At 46.9% G+C, this 19843-nt stretch carries 15 protein-coding genes; 8 read left to right on the plus strand and 7 right to left on the minus strand.

Annotated features, from left to right (window positions below):
• Positions 1-25: 25 nt before the first annotated feature.
• Positions 26-397: a roadblock/LC7 domain-containing protein gene (locus tag RIB93_RS26945; RefSeq protein WP_446377455.1), complete on the minus strand. Its 372-nt coding sequence runs from the start codon at positions 395-397 to the stop codon at positions 26-28.
• A gap of 222 nt (positions 398-619) precedes the next feature.
• Entirely contained in the window at positions 620-1090 is a 471-nt protein-coding gene (locus RIB93_RS26950) for a hydrocarbon-binding protein (protein ID WP_446377457.1), read from the minus strand.
• 1123 nt (positions 1091-2213) lie between these two features.
• On the opposite strand from RIB93_RS26950, the gene RIB93_RS26955 reads away from it, so the two are divergent.
• Positions 2214-2492, plus strand: coding sequence for a GNAT family N-acetyltransferase (locus tag RIB93_RS26955; protein WP_446377459.1), 279 nt, complete (start codon positions 2214-2216; stop codon positions 2490-2492).
• 213 nt (positions 2493-2705) lie between these two features.
• On the opposite strand, the gene RIB93_RS26960 is transcribed toward RIB93_RS26955, so the two are convergent.
• Both RIB93_RS26960 and RIB93_RS26965 read right to left on the minus strand, forming a co-directional pair.
• Complete coding sequence (locus RIB93_RS26960; protein WP_446377461.1) at positions 2706-3176, minus strand: hydrocarbon-binding protein; 471 nt, start codon at positions 3174-3176, stop codon at positions 2706-2708.
• Positions 3177-3521: 345 nt separating this feature from the next.
• A complete protein-coding gene (locus RIB93_RS26965; RefSeq protein WP_446377463.1) occupies positions 3522-4622 on the minus strand; it encodes a saccharopine dehydrogenase family protein in 1101 nt (366 codons plus the stop codon).
• Between the two features lie 541 nt (positions 4623-5163).
• Here RIB93_RS26965 and RIB93_RS26970 point away from each other — a divergent pair.
• On the plus strand, positions 5164-5490 hold the full coding sequence (locus RIB93_RS26970) for an STAS domain-containing protein (protein WP_006101943.1): 327 nt from the start codon (positions 5164-5166) through the stop codon (positions 5488-5490).
• Between the two features lie 304 nt (positions 5491-5794).
• Here the strand turns inward: RIB93_RS26970 and RIB93_RS26975 are convergent, their stop codons facing one another.
• Entirely contained in the window at positions 5795-6934 is a 1140-nt protein-coding gene (locus RIB93_RS26975; protein ID WP_446377465.1) for a PP2C family protein-serine/threonine phosphatase, read from the minus strand.
• Positions 6935-7150: 216 nt separating this feature from the next.
• Here RIB93_RS26975 and RIB93_RS26980 point away from each other — a divergent pair, with 216 nt between their 5' ends.
• The 6 genes from RIB93_RS26980 (at position 7151) to RIB93_RS27005 (ending at position 17475) form a co-directional block, all read left to right on the plus strand.
• The gene (locus tag RIB93_RS26980) at positions 7151-7594 is read left to right on the plus strand and encodes an ATP-binding protein (protein WP_446377467.1); all 444 of its coding nucleotides are present in this window, start codon (positions 7151-7153) and stop codon (positions 7592-7594) included.
• 349 nt (positions 7595-7943) lie between these two features.
• Complete coding sequence (locus RIB93_RS26985) at positions 7944-8198, plus strand: hypothetical protein (RefSeq protein WP_446377469.1); 255 nt, start codon at positions 7944-7946, stop codon at positions 8196-8198.
• A gap of 190 nt (positions 8199-8388) precedes the next feature.
• Positions 8389-11043, plus strand: coding sequence for a DEAD/DEAH box helicase (locus RIB93_RS26990; protein WP_446377471.1), 2655 nt, complete (start codon positions 8389-8391; stop codon positions 11041-11043).
• Between the two features lie 115 nt (positions 11044-11158).
• Positions 11159-13831 (plus strand): glycoside hydrolase family 10 protein, encoded by a 2673-nt coding sequence (locus RIB93_RS26995; protein WP_446377473.1) that lies wholly within the window; start codon positions 11159-11161, stop codon positions 13829-13831.
• A 314-nt stretch (positions 13832-14145) separates the two neighbouring features.
• Positions 14146-16836, plus strand: a complete 2691-nt coding sequence (locus tag RIB93_RS27000) for a ShlB/FhaC/HecB family hemolysin secretion/activation protein (protein ID WP_446377475.1) — start codon at positions 14146-14148, stop codon at positions 16834-16836.
• Positions 16837-16848: 12 nt separating this feature from the next.
• Positions 16849-17475 (plus strand): hypothetical protein, encoded by a 627-nt coding sequence (locus RIB93_RS27005; protein WP_446377477.1) that lies wholly within the window; start codon positions 16849-16851, stop codon positions 17473-17475.
• A 45-nt stretch (positions 17476-17520) separates the two neighbouring features.
• On the opposite strand, the gene RIB93_RS27010 is transcribed toward RIB93_RS27005, so the two are convergent.
• Both RIB93_RS27010 and RIB93_RS27015 read right to left on the minus strand, forming a co-directional pair.
• On the minus strand, positions 17521-17967 hold the full coding sequence (locus RIB93_RS27010; protein ID WP_446377479.1) for a DUF29 domain-containing protein: 447 nt from the start codon (positions 17965-17967) through the stop codon (positions 17521-17523).
• A 146-nt stretch (positions 17968-18113) separates the two neighbouring features.
• On the minus strand, positions 18114-19685 hold the full coding sequence (locus tag RIB93_RS27015; RefSeq protein ID WP_446377481.1) for an NAD(P)H-quinone oxidoreductase subunit N: 1572 nt from the start codon (positions 19683-19685) through the stop codon (positions 18114-18116).
• Positions 19686-19843 lie beyond the last annotated feature (158 nt).

Consider the following 19843-nt stretch of genomic DNA (forward strand, 5'->3'; position numbering starts at 1 on the left):
GGGTGTGGGTAAGAGACTGACCGAATTAACCCAAACTGACTTTAATCTGGGTAACAGTTCGACCTATATCCAAGTTGAGAGCGCCTTGTTTGGCATCTTTCCCAGCCAGAACGATGAAAACGGCTTCTGGACCGCAATCGGTCATAATGCTGTAGCCATCATCACCTTCGACTAAAATACGACTGGTTAGACCTCCCAAGAGTTCTTTGGAAATCCGTTCACCCAGAGACAGCATGGTGGCGGACATTGCTGAGATACGCTCTTCAGCCACTGAACCCGGTAAGCTAGACGCCAGGGGTAAACCATCAGGCGTGACAATCGCAGCACCGATCACATCAGTTGTCGTTGAGACAAAATTCTGAACCAGGTGACTCAGTTTCTGAGTATTGATTCCCATTTTTGTGTTTCTCCTTAACGTTAATAGAGGACAATGAAGTTAAGTTATGTAACTAGGACAAGCATGGCTGACTGGTTCGATGTTAATATCCTTTACTTCTGGGTTTTAGCCCAAACGGTAAGGCTACCCAGTCAGCTCATGATGAACAAATGAAATGGCGGCTAAAAGAAGGTTTGCTGAGTGTGATAGCAGGGCAATCCTCATTAGCTGCTTTTTGTTGAATTACTCAACAGTAATAAACTCGAACAAGTCGTAAGAGTCACCTCGAAGGACTGATTTTGTTTGTGAACCCTTTAATTTGTGCTGAAGCAGTTCGGTTAAGACGCCCCAAACTAAACCGAGGGTAAAAGTACATTTGGGAGGTTCTTCATCAGTTCCGCCGATCGCGCAGAGGGTTTCAGTGGTATAAACCTTGACAGTGTCGCCCTCTTGCGTAATCTTGTCGATGATACACAAACGAGCGCCCTCTTCACCCAAAACTTCGGCGATTTGCTTGGTTGCATCTTCCAAGTTTTGGGTCGTCCCTTTGAACCCTAACTTTCCCGCTAGTTCTTGCCCATGCTTACGACCAGCAGCAGTCAGAGCAACGGCTGTCGCTTTTTCACCTAAGGCATCGCTCATCCCTTCAACCAGCGCCCGGAAGGATTCAATACTGCTGAATTGTCCTAATTGATCCCGCTTGAGCTCTAACACGTTTACTCCTTATTCTTGACAACATATAGTTAGAACACTTTATCAACCAAAAAAGTGTTTAGCAAGGCAATTATGGTGAGTTAGACTCCTCTTGTTTTGAGAATTTATTTTTGTTAAATAAATTCTTTTTTAATAGATGTCTAACTCGTTTAATATATATTGTCCTGCTGTTTCTAAAAATACTATACATATTTGATTGGTGAAATCCGGAAAATATATTTTTTTTGCTGCCCATCTAGACATTGATATTGCTGTAATTTATAATTAATATAGTCCCAATTATGTTTGAAAAATTCCTTTTAAAAAGAGTTTTAATTTAAAATATAAACAAATATAAAAATGCAGACCTCATAGTTGCGTAAAAATAGAGTACTCGTTAATAAAGCTGTATCAACAATTCTGTGAAACTTAGTTGGTACATACATTATTAACCTGCAAGTCCCTAATAAAAATCGGGCAAGATGCTTGCACTAAGAATTATGAACTGGCAACTTTAGTATGCACCCCAGCTCCCAGACGCGCCATGGCATGTCTGGAACATGGCTTTCATTCAGGTTCAGTTGGCATCCATGCTCTTGCCCCCGTCCCTCTGCACCTCTTACCTAAAACGTTTCGCTCTACTGAGATTCTCTTCCTGTTCGATTATATTATATGCAAGACATTTGGCAAGTCTTGACACTGACTCAACCCATAGAAGCTAATAAGTAAGCTATACTATAGACATGTGTTAAAAAGGATAACACAACTCTCTATTTTTCTCTGGATCATGGAATTTAGCCTCGAAAACTTGACACCATGTTTCAGATTTGCTAAGGAGAATCCATTCAAAAAAGAATAGTCCTAAGACTCATTAAAATCTGTTGATTAGAGGAAATCAACCATCAGGGCAAAAACTGAGACAATCCTAATAATTTTGAGTGTCTTCAGCAATACAGCCCAGGATTTGTAGAAAAACTAGCTAGTGCAGCGCACTTGAATTTAGCCAATACCTCTGAGTTCAGCGTCGCTACAGGTGTTCATTTTTCGGAAAACCCTGTAACCTGTATCCCACCTCATTACGTTATCAGCCTTTGGCATCGAACTCAGGTTAATACAACGCCGCGATTCAGCGGTAAGGTGAATTATGTTTGAATTAATTGTGCAAAACGAGATTGTCGGGGAAATCGTGTTTACCATCGCTCCCGATGGGTTTGGTGTTATTAATCTCATCGAAGTTAAGCCTAACTGTCGAGGTAAAGGATTCGGAAATCAGCTTTTAAACGAAGCCATCGCTCAACTTAAATGCCAAGGCGTTAAAGGAATACGTCTGACTCCGATCAAAACGAAGACTCCTTTTATCGTAGATTGGTACAAAAAGAAAGGATTTGTTTTAAACAGAGACAGGATGCTTTTAACGTTTTAACGGGTAATACTGAGAGTTTAATGGGCGCAAGGCTTTGCGCCCATTCGGTTTCTGGGTGTGAGGCTAATCTCTTCAATTAGGTGTGCCATGCCACTACTCTCCTACCTACCCATAACTAATATAGAGACGTAGCATGCTACGTCTCTACAAATAGCGGCTTTTATCCATTTAGAACTCTCCTGGAAGAGAATAAAAAGCCGCCCTCTTCACAGATTAAGTGAGTACAGTAAACTCAAACAAGTCGTAACTATCACCCCGGAGTACAGATTCCGTTTGAGTTGCCTTCAGTTTCGATTGAAGTAGTTCCCCTAAGACTCCCCAAACTAGACCGAGTGTAAAAGTACACTTGGGAGGAGTTTCCTCCGTTCCACCGATAGCACAGAGGGTTTCTAAGGTGTAGACTTTGATCGAATCACCGTCCCGAACAATCCGATCAATGATGCAAAGGCGAGAACCTTTTTCTCCCAAAAGTTCCGTAATTTGTTTGGCAGCCTCATCTAAGTCTTGTTCCGAACCTTTGAAGCCCAACTTTGCAGCAACTTCCTTACCGTGCTTCCGACCCGCAGAGGTCAGTGCTACGGCTGTAGCCTTGTCTCCTAAAGCGTCTGTCATGCCTTCCACAATCGCTCGGAAGGATTCAATGCTGCTTAGTTGTCCTAGTTTATCGCGTTTTAGTTCTAACACATTTGCTCCTTACTTTTAGGATAGATTAATGAGATGTGTTCTTCATTTATCTAGGTGTTTAGTTATACAGAAGTAATTCTATAAGTTTCTTAATGTTTAGGCATGATTAACAACCAGGCTTCAACTAAAAAACTCTCAAGAGTTTACACTCATTTTTACATCTGTAATACTTTTAAACCATACTAAGCCTAGCTTAAAACTCCGGAAAAAGCCCAACTTTTTCTGGTTCTATCAATCAAAAAAATTAAACGAAATATTGTTAGGTGAAAAATAATAAAAATTGAATAATTCGTTTCCCCGGAAATTTTCCAAAATATATCAACTCTAACAAATAAGGTTCAAGTTTTAGGTCAGTGGGGTCGTTTGCGAATAAATTTGGATATTTCGACGTTGCATCGCTTGTATAAATAACTCCGTTGCCAGCGCTTGTTCAACCGACCAAACACCAGGTTGACTGAGTTGACCTGCCAAGATAAACTGGGCAATGCTGCCTGTACCGGCACCAGCCGCTGCTGCCGTATTTTCATGCACCAAGGTTGAGATAACTGTGACAGGTTTGCCAGCCTGGTACCCTGTGACTTGGGCGCGAATGGCAATTCCAATGCCACTGATGCGATCGCTAAATTGGGTCATGCGGTAGCTGAGTTGGGACAGATACTCGATATTTTTGGGTTTCCTTAACCAATCGGCGGGAAACAGATGGGCGGTGATCCAGGTGAGGTGGTTATAAATATCGGGAATTGAACCAAACTTGGTGATCACCGTTTTCACAGGGAAGGAATTGACAAGGGTAACGGTTTCTGGTACGTCGAACCAGTAGATACCGACCTTGCCATAAGGTTGGGGGAAATGAACCGTTTCGCGATCGCTATAGGGTTTGACCTGACGCCACTGGTTATCAATCCACGCCTCAAAGGGGTCTGTTAACCCCAGAAACGTGGTTCGCATCACTGTGACGCCAGCGCCACCGGAACCGGCTACACCATAACTCAGGTGAATGGTTTCTGGCTGATCTAGTTGTTCAACCGCCTGACGCACCATGCTATTGGAGATTCCCGGAAAAACCCCAGTATTGATAATCGCCGTGACACCTGCCGCCGCTGCTGCTTCGTGATCGGCGAAGGCTTTGTGAATAAAGGCGCGATTATCACTCACATCCAGATAATTTACGCCCATCTCAATGCAAGTTTTGAGAACCGAGGCGTCGCGATAGAGAAAAGGACCGGCACAATGGATAACCAGATTATGAGACGCGATCGCACGCCTCAACCCATCCTGATCTGCTAAATCTAGACTGAGACACTGCACCTGTGGCGAAAATGCTGTCTCTGATGTCCTGTGACGCCCTGTAATCGTAATTTGTGCTTGGGTATGGGCAATGAGATCTTGCATAACATTGCTGCCGATACGTCCTCGTCCTCCCAGAATCAAAACTTGGTCTGTCATTGCCCAACTTCGTAATGTTCTTACTGAAGCTTACCAAGTCCTTTCCGGTAAGAAGACCTTCACCTTTAGTGGCGGGATGAATTGCCAGAAAAGATGGTAGTATCTGTACATACCGTCGGGCGGACGGAAATTCACGCTTGAGGAGTACGGAGCATACCGTAGACATGAGTGTATAAGACCACAGTCAGGGAAACAAACCTGAACGGCAATATTCAGCCCAAGAATCCCTCGCTTTAAGCCAAGGGAGCGTCAAAGTAAATGTGCTTACCGAAAAAATCCGGATGGATACGGCTGGACTCGGTAAGGAGTGACGTATCTCCGCCCAAGTTGAGATACATTCCATCCCTGACCAATGCAGATAGCTGATCCTGTGGAAAACAGAATGAAGTTACTCAAGAGAGATATCTCTATAATCTCTCCAGAGGATAAAAACTGCCTAAAAACGACACCTCTTCTCAGTTCAAAAATTTGGCTGATTTGAATTGTCGCGGCTATACTGGCAAGGTCTGGATATTTCTGTAACGGCAGTCATAAGTAGTATATGAGTCCTGTGGTTAAAGTTGTTCAACCCTCTGGTATCTTAGATGGCACAAAAGCCGGTCAATTTCGTCAAGAAATTAGCGACCTTGTGCAATCGAATGCCGACATCGTATTGATTGATTTTCAAGACGTTACCTTTATGGATAGTTCGGGCTTAGGGGCGCTGGTTCTTGCCCTTAAGACCGTTCGTGCTGCTGGGGGAAAGCTCTTTGTTTGCTCAGTCAACGAACAGATCAAAATGTTATTTGAACTGACAAGCATGGATCGGGTGTTTGAAATCTTTCCCACACGAGAAGCGTTTGAGGAGGCTGTCTCTTCTAGTGCATAATTCTCCGGGTTAGCCCAATTTGGCAAAGCCCAGTAAGAATCCCCGTGCTGAAGAGGGAGTGTTAAGCTCCTAAGTAACGGATCACCTTTTAGTAACAACCCGCCAGGAATACCAATCCTTGGCGGGCAACTCTTTTATCCAAAAATGGGGTTTTATGGCTAATACCAAAATACCAAATTTTATTAAGTTGGGTACTTTTGCCCTCTGCCCTGTCCTGAAAGGGGGTAGTCAACCCAGATTAAGGACGGGAGGGAATCCCCGACGTCAGCCGTTCCTTCGCCAGCTTAGGAAGTCGGGGAACCTATCAATCAAAGTTAATTTCTAGCAAAGACAAATCATCATCGAAAAAGTCGTTGGGATTTAATATGTCAACGCCCTCTAAGATCGAGTTGAGATTACACGAACTATCTATCCTACACTCACCCAAAAGTTTGACGAATGAGTCAAGTCCCCAGATATTACCATCGGGTTGGTGAATCTCGTAAATCCCATCGCTGAAAATGTAAAGGGAACTGGATTCGCTGACGTCGCAGCTATCATCAACATACTCAGCCTCAAGCAGCATACCCACAGGCAGTCCAGTTGTCTTCAAGAGATTGACCTCCAGACTAGACGATGGCTTACCCGAAAATAAGACAGCTGGTGGATGTCCAGCACTGGCATAAACAAGTTGACGCTTCGTCCGATTATAGACTCCATACCAGATGGTAAAGTATTTATCGTTGCGTTCTGTCATCTGAAAGGTCTGGTTTAACCCTCGCAGAACGTCGCTGGGTTGGTAATAGTCAATATTCGGCAGGGTGCGTGCTCTCAACAGATTTAACACCGACAGCGTTGGCAAAGCTGCTCTCAAGCCATGTCCAGCCGTATCTAACAGATAAATTGCCAGGTGTTCTGAATCCAACCAGTAGTAATCGAAGCCATCACCTCCTAATTGCCGAGATGGAATGAATCGAGAGTCAATAGTCACAGGCGGTTCGGTCATCTGGTCTGGCAGAATGGAACGGACGTACTCCGCTGCTTCTGCGAGTTCCATTTCCAGCAAATGTTTTTGGTGCTGCAAATCGCGGCTGAGTTCATGCAGTCTCAAGCCGGAACGTACTCGCGCCTGCAACTCAGCGATTTCGATTGGCTTACAGATAAAGTCATCCGCCCCAGCATCCAGTCCCTTGACGCGATCCCCAACGGAACCGAGAGAGGTCAGCAGAATGAACATAGTGGTTGATAGTGCTGGGGTTGCCTTAATTTGACGACAGACTTCTAGTCCGTTCATCCTTGGCATAATCCAATCACAAATGACCAAAGCCGGACGCAACTGCTGCACAAGTTCAAGACCCTCTTCGCCGTTACTAGCGATGGTGACGTCATAACCTTGGTTATGAAGCGTCCGTTTCAGCAGTATTTGAATGGCAGGGTCGTCATCAATAATTAGAATTTGGGTCATGGCATCGAGATAATACAAGTCACTCAAGGAGATTGCAGATGCACGCGCTTACAACAAGAAGGAAGACTCGATGAAGCTATGGGTACTTTCATGAGAAAGTGATAAAGATCGCAAGGTCAGTGAATAAATGGTAGAGCAAGGGATAAATCTAGGGTAGACTGGATTTTTTCACAGGGAGTATCTGTTCATTTTAATTCTGGATTTGATGTCGTTGATGTGAAAGGCTTTGAGCAGTTGAGAGAGCTTCAAACATTTAGCAAGCAATTTCCTTCCGACCTGAATGCGTTAGACCAGGTTTTATCGTGGTTTGGGGAGCTTCACCCCTCCTCAATCGAAACAAAAGTCTGGTTACAGTGCAAACTAGCGCTTGCGGAAGGATACACTAACGCGGTGAAATATGCCCAGAAAGACCTGCCACCCAGTGTTTCCATTGAGGTTGAGGTAATTCTGGGGCAATCCCCCCAACGCCTAGAGATACGGGTCTGGGACTGTGGAGCGCCTTTTGATTTTGAACGGCGGCTCCGAACTCCGCCGTCCTTGCCTGCTGATCAGGCGGAAGGAGGGCGAGGATTGGCTATTATGCAAAAAATTGCCGATAAGCTCAGTTATACACGCATGGATGATAACCGCAACTGTTTGACGATTGTTAAATTTTATTAAAAATCCCAGCCGCCCGGTGTCGGGAAGCAGGGGAACGGGGGCTGAGGTGCATGGGTGCATATTTCAATTGATCGGCTTTCCGATAAGCGAAAACCCAGCTTCTCAAGCTGGGTTACTGTTTCGGCTGTACCTTCAATCTAGCTTGATGCTTACTAGAATTCAGCGGCTTACCTGGTGATGTTATCACCATTTAGCGACCGCTGCCGCGATTGTCATCGTTGCCCTTAACATCAAACGTAAGACGCTTGGCTGATTGATTGGACAAAATGGCTACGCTTTCACGTTCTCCCCTAAAATAGGATGCTGGTGAAAACTTGCTCATGTTGTTGCACATCGCTTGTAGATCTCCGTGTCCAAGTTGCTACAGCCTTTTTTCCAATCGACAGCGGGCAAATCAGGACAAACCCTAAAATTGGGAGTAGGATGGGCGGGGGCTTGGGGAGATGAGGGAGATGAGGGAGATGAGGGAGATGGGGGAGATGGGGAAGCTGGGGGAGCTGGGGAAGCTGGGGCAGAAAAAATTCGATTTAGAAGTTATAGCAGCTACCTTGGCTGGGAAAGGAGATTCTTTACTATTCCCTGTTCCCTGTTCCCTGTTCCCTAATCTCACTAATCTCAACCGTTAACTTTCATGAAAGTCCACCTACTTAGCGCTATATCAGAGCAGTATTGGTATGCCGATATGGGGAATCCATTCAGGAGGATGTCAAAATAGAACTACTGCACACTGAACCCTGTGGGGTACAGTGTTTTTCGTCCCGTCCCGCTGTCGTCACCTATTGGAAAGAGCGAGTGTGAACGTTTCGACCCCGAAGATAGACCTTGACCCCAAAAATCTGTTTCCGTTTCCTCTGGATCAATTTCAGCTCCAAGCGATCGCGGCGCTGAATGCGAATCGCTCGGTTGTTGTCTGTGCCCCCACAGGTTCTGGAAAAACGTTGATTGGCGAGTATGCTATTTACCGCGCTTTGTCAAGAGGAGGGCGAGTTTTTTATACCACTCCCTTGAAAGCCCTCTCCAACCAGAAGCTGCGAGATTTTCGTGCTACGTTTGGTGCGGACAATGTGGGTCTGGTTACGGGGGATGTTTCGATTAATCGGGACGCGCCAATCTTGGTGATGACCACGGAAATCTTCCGCAATATGCTTTACGGCACACGGATTGGGGAAATTGGTACGTCCCTAGAAGGGGTGGAAGCGGTGGTCTTGGATGAGTGCCATTATATGAATGACCGACAACGGGGTACGGTTTGGGAGGAGTCGATTATTTATTGTCCTCCAGAAGTTCAGCTTGTTGCCCTATCCGCTACGGTGGCGAATTCCGATCAACTAACGGACTGGTTAAACTTAGTTCATGGCGCAACCGAGCGAATTTATTCCGACTTTCGACCGGTTCCCTTACAATTCAGCTTTGCCAACCCGAAGGGCATTTTTCCCCTGCTGGACTCTAGCCAAACAAAGTTAAATCCTCGTCTCAAACCGAAACGCAACAAAGGGAGAGGACGGGGGGGACGCCCCGAAAGCCCCAGTAATGCCTTTGTGCTGGCGCAACTCCAGCAACGGGATATGTTACCCGCGATTTATTTTATTTTCTCTCGTCGCGGTTGCGATCGCTCGGTGGAGGAGTTGGGAGAATTGTCTCTGGTGAATGCCAAAGAAGCGGCTGAATTGAAACAGCACATTGATGAATTTTTACGTCGGAATCCAGAAGCGGGTCGGGCGGGGCAAGTAGCCCCCCTGTATCGCGGCATTGCTGCCCATCATGCGGGGATTTTACCGGCTTGGAAGGGGTTTGTCGAAGAACTGTTCCAATTAGGGTTGGTTAAGGTGGTGTTTGCCACTGAAACTCTAGCAGCGGGAATTAATATGCCCGCTCGCACCACCGTGATTTCTACCCTCTCGAAACGAACCGATCGCGGACACCGACTGCTGACAGCATCGGAATTTCTGCAAATGGCAGGTCGAGCCGGACGCCGGGGGATGGATGCCACGGGTTATGTGGTCACAGTACAGACACCGTTTGAAGGAGCAAAGGAAGCGGCGTACCTCGCCACCAGTCAGGCTGACCCCTTAGTCAGCCAGTTTACCCCCAACTACGGCATGGTGCTGAATTTACTCCAAACCCACACCCTTCCCGAAGCCAAGGAGTTGGTGGAACGCAGTTTTGCCCAATACCTGGCGACACTGTACCTTAAACCCCAGCAACAAGCGATTACGGAGTTAACCACAGAACTGGCAAAATTAGATATTCAACTAGCACCTGTTGACTTAAACGCCCTGGGGCGATACGAAAAACTCAAGGAACGGCTCAAAGAAGAACGGCGATTACTCAAAACCCTACAACGGCAAGCCCAAGCCGCACAAGTGGCGGAAATTGCCCAAATTATCCCCGAAGCGCCCTTGGGTACGCTACTTTCACTCAAGGGCAAGTATATTCCAGTTCCGGAACCGATTCCGGCGATATTAGTCGCGAAGGAAAAAGGGCGGGGACAATCCCCCTATTTAGTCTGCTTAAGTGCCGATAATCGCTGGTATATCGCCACAACCGCCGATTTGGTTGGGGTGCATGGCTGGTTAGAGATGATTGATTTAAGTGTGCTCAACCCACCGCCTGAACTCACACTCAAACCCGGTCAAACCAGACGGGGGACACCAGACACGGAAGCGATCGCGGCTCAAATTCCCACTGATATAGAACCCATGGTTGCACCTGAAGTTGAGGCGCAGCAGCATCGAATGGATGCGGTAAAAGCCCAACTGGAAAACCATCTGGTGCGACAATGGGGGAATCCGTCTCAACTGATTAAGCGTGATAAACGCCGTTTAGCCTTACAAGAGGAGATCAATGAGCGTCAAACCCTTTACCGGGAAAATCAAGCGATGCACTGGCAAGAATTTCTCAACCTGATCGAAATTTTAAGGGTATTTGGTTGTCTGGAAGATGTCAAGCCGACATCATTGGGACAAGCAGCCGCAGCGATTCGCGGAGATAACGAACTGTGGTTGGGGTTAGCCTTGATGTCTAGTGCGTTTGATCAGTTAGATCCTCACCACTTAGCCGCCTGCGCCTGCGCTTTGGTGACGGAAACCCCGCGTCCCGATAGCTGGACAAATTATCCCCCCTCAGAACCTGTACTGGAAGCGCTAGATAGTTTAAGACAAACTCGCCGTCAGTTGTTTCAAGTCCAACGTCGCTATCAGGTGGCGTTACCCATTTGGTTAGAACGAGATTTAATTGGGTTAGTTGAGCAATGGGCATTAGGTGTGGAATGGACAGAGCTTTGTGCGGATACCAGTTTAGATGAAGGGGATATTGTGCGATTGTTACGCCGCAGTGTCGATTTTCTGTCTCAAATTCCTCATGTGCCATTCCTATCGGATGGCTTAAAACGGAATGCTACTCGAGCCATTCAGTTATTGGATCGCTTCCCAGTTAATGAATTGGGTTAGTAGGGGTTTGGTTGCCAAACCCCTTCCAGGTTATTCAAGGTTGCCAAACCCCTTCCAGGTTGCTTCCAGGTTCCCAAATCCCTTCCAGGTTCCCAAATCCCTTCCAAGATAGCTTATGAACAAATGGGTGATTGGCTTTGCGATCGCGACCACAATCAATACCCTGCTAGGATTACCCAGGGCGTTCGCTCAAACGGTCAACTTAGGGGTGGTGAAAAGTCCGGATAATCAAGCAAATTGGTCAGATATTACCGATCGCTTGCAGTCAACGGGTGTGGATTACTGCGTGGTTGACTTGAGCCAGGTTAATCAACGTTCTGATCTAGGCAATACCCAACTCCTATTTTTACCGAATATTGAACGCCTAGAACCCGAACACCTGGCGACTCTGCAAGAGTGGATGCGTCAAGGCGGACGGGTCATTGTCAGTGGTTCTGTGGGTATTTTATCTCAACCTGAGGTGCGGAATCGTTTGCGATCGCTCTTAGGTGCCTACTGGGGATTTGGTTTGACTCAGCCGTCTCGATTGGAACGATTATCGATTTCTTCCCCAAGCTGGATACCCAATGCGGGATTAGTGGGAGAGGTGCAAGGGGGTGTGGTGATTCCCGCCAGTTTGGATGCTCAAACGGTGGCTGTGTGGAATCAACCGGAAAGTCCCCCGGCTGTGGTGACGACGGATCAATCGATTTTTTTCGGCTGGCGCTGGGGAGTGGATGGAGAAGACGCCGCCCAGATGGATGTAGTTTGGCTGCAAGCTGCACTGAGTCATTATGATATTACGCCGACGCCTGGAAAGATGCCGAATTCATCCCCACCAAATTGTGGTCAACATCAATCCTTGGCGAGGACTTTTGTACCCGCAATCAAACCGGAGCAAAAACGCCAAGATACCCGCAGCGCAACTAATCCGACTCCTGTTCCCAGCGAAGGCGATCGCTTAGTGCTTCCCGCCCAAACTCCAGCGAACAATTGGGGTACTCTCACTCCCAATGAAGTGACGGCGATGAGTCGGGAGTTGGAAAACTTAATTGGTCGGGTGGAAAGTACATTATTAAGGGCTAATGCTCATAACAGTGAGGTTGGCTTGCTCACTCAAGAGAGCGTTGAGTCCTTAGCGGGGATGAGTGCCAAGGAATCGGAACATGGAAATCAACGGCATTCCCATCCAAATCCAAGCACGGTTTCGGCGTTGGCGCAAGCGAGAATCGGCTTAGAAAATTTTCGGGGTGCAGTTGAGCAAGAGGATTACACGGCGGCGCGACGACAGTGGATTAATGCCCGACGGCTTCTCTGGGATAATTATCCGATGGAGCGTCAACTTGCCCAACCGGAAATTCGGGCAATTTGGTTAGATCGGGGGACAATTGTCAAGGCAAAGCGTAAACAGGATTTAGTTCAACTCTTCGATAACCTGGCAAAGGCGGGATTTAATACGGTTTTCTTTGAAACTGTTAACGCCAGTTATCCGATTTATCCCAGTCAGGTGGCTCCCGAACAAAACCCTCTGGTGCGCGGTTGGGACCCTCTAGACGCCGCCGTGGAGTTGGCGCATGAACGGGGGATGGAGTTACATGCTTGGGTGTGGATTTTTGCGGCGGCGAATCAGCGTCACAATGCTCTATTAAATCAGCCGTTGGATTATCCGGGTCCAGTTTTATCGGCGCATCCAGATTGGGCGATTTTTGATAAGCAAGGACGCTTGTTTGCTCCGAATACGAGAAAGGCATTTTTTGATCCCGCGAACCCGGAAGTGCGGGAGTATTTAATGGCGCTGCTGGAGGAAATTGCCAACCGCTATGACGTGGATGGGATTCAACTGGATTATATTCGCTATCCGTTTCAAGATCCGCGCGTGAATCAAACGTATGGGTATGGGGTGGCGGCGCGTCAGCAATTTAAGGAACGAACCGGGGTTGATCCGATTGAGGTGTATCCTCGCGATCGCACCTTATGGCAACAATGGACAGAGTTTCGTATCCGCCAAGTGGACAGCTTTGTCGCATCAGTATCAGCGCGTCTGTTGTCGCAACGTCCAGATTTGATTCTATCGGCTGCTGTATTTCCCCTCCCCCCGGCGGAACGTCAGCAACGGTTGCAGCAAAACTGGGAAGAATGGGCGCTTCAGGGGTATATTGATCTGGTTGTACCGATGACTTATGCCTTGGATACCGAAGGGTTGCACAGTCTTACCCAACCGTTACTCACGGAATCGACACTCAACCAAGCGTTGCTGATTCCAGGGATTCGTTTGTTGAATTTACCCGATGTTGTGGCAGTTGACCAAATCCAACTGCTGCGGGATTTACCCACCGGAGGGTATGCTGTGTTTGCGGTTGAGAATCTTAACCAGAATTTACATCGCATTTTCCAACAGACTCAAGGTCAACCGGAGTCTACCTCAACCGAGCCAATTCCTTACCGTAAGCCATTCCAAGTCGCCATGGATCGATTTGTGGCGCTGCAACGGGAGTGGAACTTTTTGGTCACGAATGACCAACTCGCCATTCATCAAGACGCCTTTACTGAATGGGTGGCTGAAACAGAAAAGCTAAATCAGGCGCTCAATCAACTGGCTATTGAACCCTCACCGCAGCTTATGCAAGCCGCCCAAGCCGCCCTCGCCGCGTTCCGAGCTCAATTCCCCCAATGGATGCAGCAGCAAGGGATGCGCCACCCTTATCAAGTTCAGGTGTGGGATAATCGGCTGGCAACAATTGAACGGCTATTGAACTATGGTGAACGAACCACTTTGCCGAAAAATTCGTCAGATGCGATTAAACGTTAATAACTGAAACTAATTGCCGACATTTGGCTTGAGAGCATGGTAGTTTGTGTAAGGTAAACTATTTTGGGCAGCTAAGGCTCTCCCCATGGGTCTAGCAAGAATTAGCATTCAGAATAGTTGTCTACCCTATCAGTCTCAACTGGGGACACAGATTTGATTGTTCCCCGACATCAGATCTGGGTAAGATTCCCGATCAAGTCGTTTGCCCAAAGGACATATTAGTTGAGATAACGGTAAGGGGTTAGGAGATACTCCCAACAATAGGTTGATGGTTCACGCAGTACTTGCTCGTTTACAGTCGAGTTTTTACCTTGATGAAGTGGTATTTACAGCTTAATGTTTTTGTAAGTTTGCTTTCAGTTCTGACGGGAATTGGCATGGCAACCATGGCGTTTGGTGAAACCCCATCCAAGTTGACTGACTCAACCTCAAAGAGGGTAATGGGTCGCCAAGTCCTGAGTCTGGAAACGTCCAAGATGGGCAGGGTGAAGGGTCAATCGGTCAAGTCTCCCGCTTCACGCCTGAAACCGACTCCGTCTGCGGCGACTAAGCCTCAGTCGTTGAATGTTAAACCAACACCGTCTAGATCAACATCCCGAAAGCCCACGAATCTCAAACCCCAAGCGGTCAAACCCCAACCGCTCCAACCTGCCCGTTTGCCGATCGCAACGCTTCATGATTCTGGTGTACATAGGTCTCCTCGTTTAGAACGCTCAAGTATTGTTTTACATCATATAAATAGGCTAGATAGGCTGCGGGCGATTCTCTTTGAGCCCATTGGTGTACCTGGAGATATCCTCAATCCTACCCCGCCTGATCCCACTGTCTTTCCAAGGGTCAACGTTTCTCCATTCCGTCACCGGGGGGCTAATCTTCCGGGTGGGAGGGTAGATGTTGCCTACCCTAATCATCCCGAAACCCCTGTGATTAAGCAGGTTCCTGGTCATTGGGACAACCATCAACTGTCTAGTCTTTCTCTGGATAATTCTCTCAATGCCAATTCCTCAGAGGTAGAGTCAAAACCTGGGGATGGAGAGAAGGCGAGGATACAGGTTTTGGATACGAGTAACTTAGAGAGTCACTCTTCACGTCATTCTGAATCAACGCCAGATGACCGCCCGGTTCGGGGAACTCAAATTCATCCCACTCGCTTAACAGCGGAAAATCGACAGGCGGCAAGTTTAGCACCATCTCAGATTCACCCGGCGCGTCTCCAACCGGAAAATCGGCAAGCCGCGAGTCTGCTGGGTTCCCCCATTCAGTCTGTAATCGGGCAGGTGGAACGATTGCCAGCAACTCCACCAGAAACGGTTAACCCTCGGCAACGCCCACAACACTCATCCATTACAGTAGAGGAACCTCACTCCACTCCCAGGATTAACGTCGTTGAGCAACCTTTATCCTCCCCGAACCGGAATCAGTCGCCAATCGTTGCCAGTAGCCATGACATTCGTTTGATTTCGGCGAACACCAAACAGAATGATGACGCCTCGCCGGAAGAGAGGCAGATTCAAGTCCAAGAGATTAATGTCACCGGGAGTACGATTTTTGGCGAGGCTGAATTTAACCCGATTATTGAACCAGTGGAAGGAAATACCGTCACTCTCGAAGAACTTAGAAGTGTAGCGGATACGATTTCTCAACTGTATCTAGAACAAGGCTACATTACCTCTAGGGCGGTTCTGGTCGAAGAAACCCTGGATACAGGTGTGGTGGAAATTCGGGTGATTGAAGGGAGTCTGGAAGCCATCCAGGTGGAAGGAAGCAGACGGCTGAATCCCAGTTACGTGCGATCGCGTATTCGATTGGGGGCAGATACACCCCTGAATACAGGTGCGTTAGAAGACCAATTGCGCTTGTTACGAGTTAATCCGTTATTTGAAAATGTGGAAGCCTCGTTGAGGGCGGGAACTGGACTAGGACAAAGTATTCTGGTGGTGCGGATATCGGAAGCCGATCCCTTTGAAGGAAGTGTCGGTATTGATAACTATTCCCCTCCCAGTGTGGGGGCTGAACGTTTCACGACGAATGCTCGTTATCTCAATCTAACCGGGATTGGGGATGAAATTTCGGCACAATACAACCGGACAACGGCTGGGGGTGCCCATACCTGGGATTTTAATTATCGTGCGCCAATCAATGCGATGAATGGTACGGTGCAACTGCGAGCCTCGTTTAATGAAAATGAAGTCATTCAAGAAGATTTGCAGGAACTCGATATCCAAGGAGAATCCGAACTCTATGAAATTAATTATCGCCAACCCTTAATCCGCACACCACGTCGAGAATTGGCTTTATCCTTAGGATTTACCCATCAAGACGGTCAGACTTTTACCTTTGCTGGACCAACACCGTTTGGGTTTGGACCCGATGAAGATGGAGTTAGTCGCACCAGTGTATTTAAGTTTGGGCAAGAATACACCCTACGTCAAACCTCTGGGGCGTGGGCATTCCGTTCCCTATTTAGTTTTGGGACAGGCTTGTTTGATGCTACAGAAAACTCGGATGTTGATGAGGATTTTCCCGATGGTCAATTTGTCAGTTGGTTGGCTCAAATCCAACGGGTACAAATTATCAATCCGGATAACTTTTTAATTATTCAAGCGGATCTCCAGTTAGGCTTTGATAGTTTATTACCAGCCCAACAATTTGTCATTGGTGGCGGTCAATCGGTACGAGGATATCGGCAAAATGTCCGGGCGGGAGACAATGGATTTCGTATTTCGGTAGAAGATCGGATTACCTTAGAACGGGATGAATCGGGTATTGCGACTTTTGTTTTAGCGCCGTTTTTCGATGTCGGTTATGTTTGGAATCGAGGCACAAATCCGAATGAATTAGTAGACCAGACCTTTATTGCTGGGTTGGGTTTAGGGATATTATGGGAACCCTTACCCAATTTAAACCTGCGGCTGGATTATGGGTTACCTTTGGTTGATTTAGATGATCGCGGAGAAAATGCTCAGGATGATGGATTTTATTTTAGTGTGAATTACAATTTCTAGGGTAAGTTCATTATGCCTAAAGCTCCTATCATTGAACCCGGAAAGTCCTACACTTTCCGTAATTATTTCGAGATGACCTATGAGCCAGATGATATCTTAGCTGAATTTGGCTTTTCTCTCCAACGCATCAGTCTTGACTTACCCCTGTCTAATACGAACTTCGACCAATTAACTGAACTTAAGAATAGCATTCAGCGCCGCTTACCCTATGTTAGCCTTACCAGTGAAGCCGCTCGTCGAGAAATCCTGATTGCGCCCGTTGTTTTAGCGCTCATCGACTACACCCAAGCTCAACTCAGAATTGAGTATTCGATTAACGTCTCCGATCAACTCAAAGGCTCTCTCGACTACTACCTCCATACTCAGTATCATCTTCTAGTCATTGAAGCCAAAAATGCTGACCTCGCCAGAGGGTTTACTCAACTGGCTGTTGAACTCATCGCCCTTGATCAATGGACAACTTCAGACGAACCATTACTTTATGGTGCTGTCTCAACCGGAGATGTCTGGCAATTTGGGGTACTGAATCGTGAGCAAAAAAAAGTTCAACAAGACATCAACCTTTATCGGTTACCTGCTGATCTTAATGACATATTTAGTCATCTCGTTGCTATCTTAAATGCCCCATTCCCTACTTGAGGGTGTAATACGTAATGATTACGAACATTCTCACCATGAGATTACTCAAGATTCGTCAGTTTCATCAACAACAAACCAATCTTCATCCAGGGCTTGTTCTAAGGAAATATGAGCATCCTTTGGCAGTGAAAACAGCTTAGAAACCGACTTAATCGCCACAGGATATGCTTTTGCATACATCGCTTCTAGTTCAGGTTTTAAGCTGGGACTGTCTTCTAAACGCTGTTGAATTTGAGCGCGAAAATTGACAATTTCAGCAGCCCAATGATTTGCCGAATACTCTTTCTCGGCTTCCCAATACGATAATTTAAGCAGATGTTCTAATAAACGGGTTAAAAGACTTAATACAGCTCGTCTCTCACTTTTACCCATACTTTCTAATTCTTCTATCAAATTATTCCAATCAACCTGATTAAAATTACGTTCTCGTAATTGGTTGATCGTTTCTTGAATCCATTGATAATAGTCTGTTTTATATCGCGTTTTTGACATAGTATGCTTCTCCTATCAGTTTATCTAGGGTCTGCTGAATATAGCAGTAGACATATCGATTAGGACTTTCCGAACTGTTTTAGAGACGTTCCGCCAGAACTTATGCCGGAGAGATCCCCGACTTCTTCAAGAAGTCGGGGATCTGATTAATCTCGCGATAAATTGGCGTCAATAGATGCAATCGGTTGGGTGTGAGATTGAACCTGCATCACCTCAGAGTGCAGCATGGGCGTATTCGTCACTGAATTATTGGCGAGGGTAAATAGGGGATTCGACAAAATTCCCGCCAGAGACGTAACGACAACAGAAAGAACTAAACCCACCTGTAAGGGACGCATTCCGGGTAAATTCCAGCGGATTTCCGGATAATTTTTCACCGCGTCGGACATTTCTTGAGGTTCTTTAACCACCATCATTTTGAGTACACGGATGTAGTAGTAAATGGAAACCACAGTGGCGATTAGAGCGAGCAAAACTAAGCCATACAATCCGGCTTGCCAACCTGCCCAAAACAGGTAAATTTTACCGAAGAATCCCGCAAAAGGAGGAATTCCGCCTAAGGACAGTAAACAAATACTGAGTCCCAATGTCAGCAGGGGATCTTTCTGATATAATCCCGCATATTCACTGATTTGATCCGTACCGGTTCGCAGGGTAAACAGAATCACACAAGCAAAACCGCCTAGGTTCATAAACAAATAAACCAGGAGATAGAAAATCATACTGGCGTAGCCTGCATCGGTTCCCGCAATTAAACCAATCATCACAAAGCCAGCTTGGGCAATGGATGAATAGGCAAGCAGGCGTTTCATGCTGGTTTGGGTGAGGGCTACCACATTCCCCAACACCAGACTTAAGATAGCCAGGGCGGTGAAGACAAAGTGCCATTGTTCGCTAACCAGGGGAAACGCAGTTACCAGTAAGCGGATGGCGAGGGCGAAGCCTGCGGCTTTAGAACCAATCGATAAGAAGGCGACAACCGGAGTGGGGGAACCTTCGTATACGTCAGGAGTCCACTGGTGGAAGGGCACCGCTGAAATTTTAAAGGCAATTCCCGCGATCGCAAACACCAAAGCGATTAAAATACCCAAGGATGGAGTTGATTCTAAACTCGCAATCCCGGTGGCGATTTCATTTAAGGTGGTTTCGCCGCCAGATAAGCCGTACAGCAACGACACGCCATAGAGAAAAACCGCCGAACTCGACGCCCCAATCAGCAGGTATTTCAGCGCCGCTTCATTGGAACGGGGATCACGCTTCATGTATCCCGTTAACAAGTACGACGAGATACTTAGGGTTTCCAGGGAAATAAAGATGGTAACCAGTTCATTCGCACCACTGAGGCACATCGCCCCCAAGGTAGCGGTGAGTAAAATGCCGATAAACTCAGCTAACGAGGTGCCAGACTGCTGCACATAGCGAATCGACAGCAAAATCGTTACCGCCGTCGATAGGGCGATGATGCCGCGAAAGGCGATACTCATGGCATCCCCATTAAACCCGCCAAAGAAAGCTAGGGGTTGGGCAACATCCCATCGATAGTACAAGGCGACTATGGAAACCAGTAGTCCGCCAATGGCGACGTAAGGCAGGGTATTAGCAGAACGTTTACCTGCAATCAGATCAATTCCTAAAACCAGTAACAGGGTAATCACGACGATTCCCTCTGGCAAAATTATCCCAGCATTAAGCTGGGCAGCAAGAGTAGCAAAATCCATTATGGTCTATGCTTAGGGTCGTATCCAGAGAGTAACGTTCTTATCATATCGGTGATTGGCGCTGATTGTAGAGACGTTGCATGCAACGTCTCTACCCAACCAAGATTGAACGCCACAGCCAAAGTAATCCGAATCAGATGTCGGTTAATCCTTTTGCT

Source organism: Coleofasciculus sp. D1-CHI-01 (assembly GCF_040218875.1).
GTDB lineage: Bacteria > Cyanobacteriota > Cyanobacteriia > Cyanobacteriales > Coleofasciculaceae > Coleofasciculus.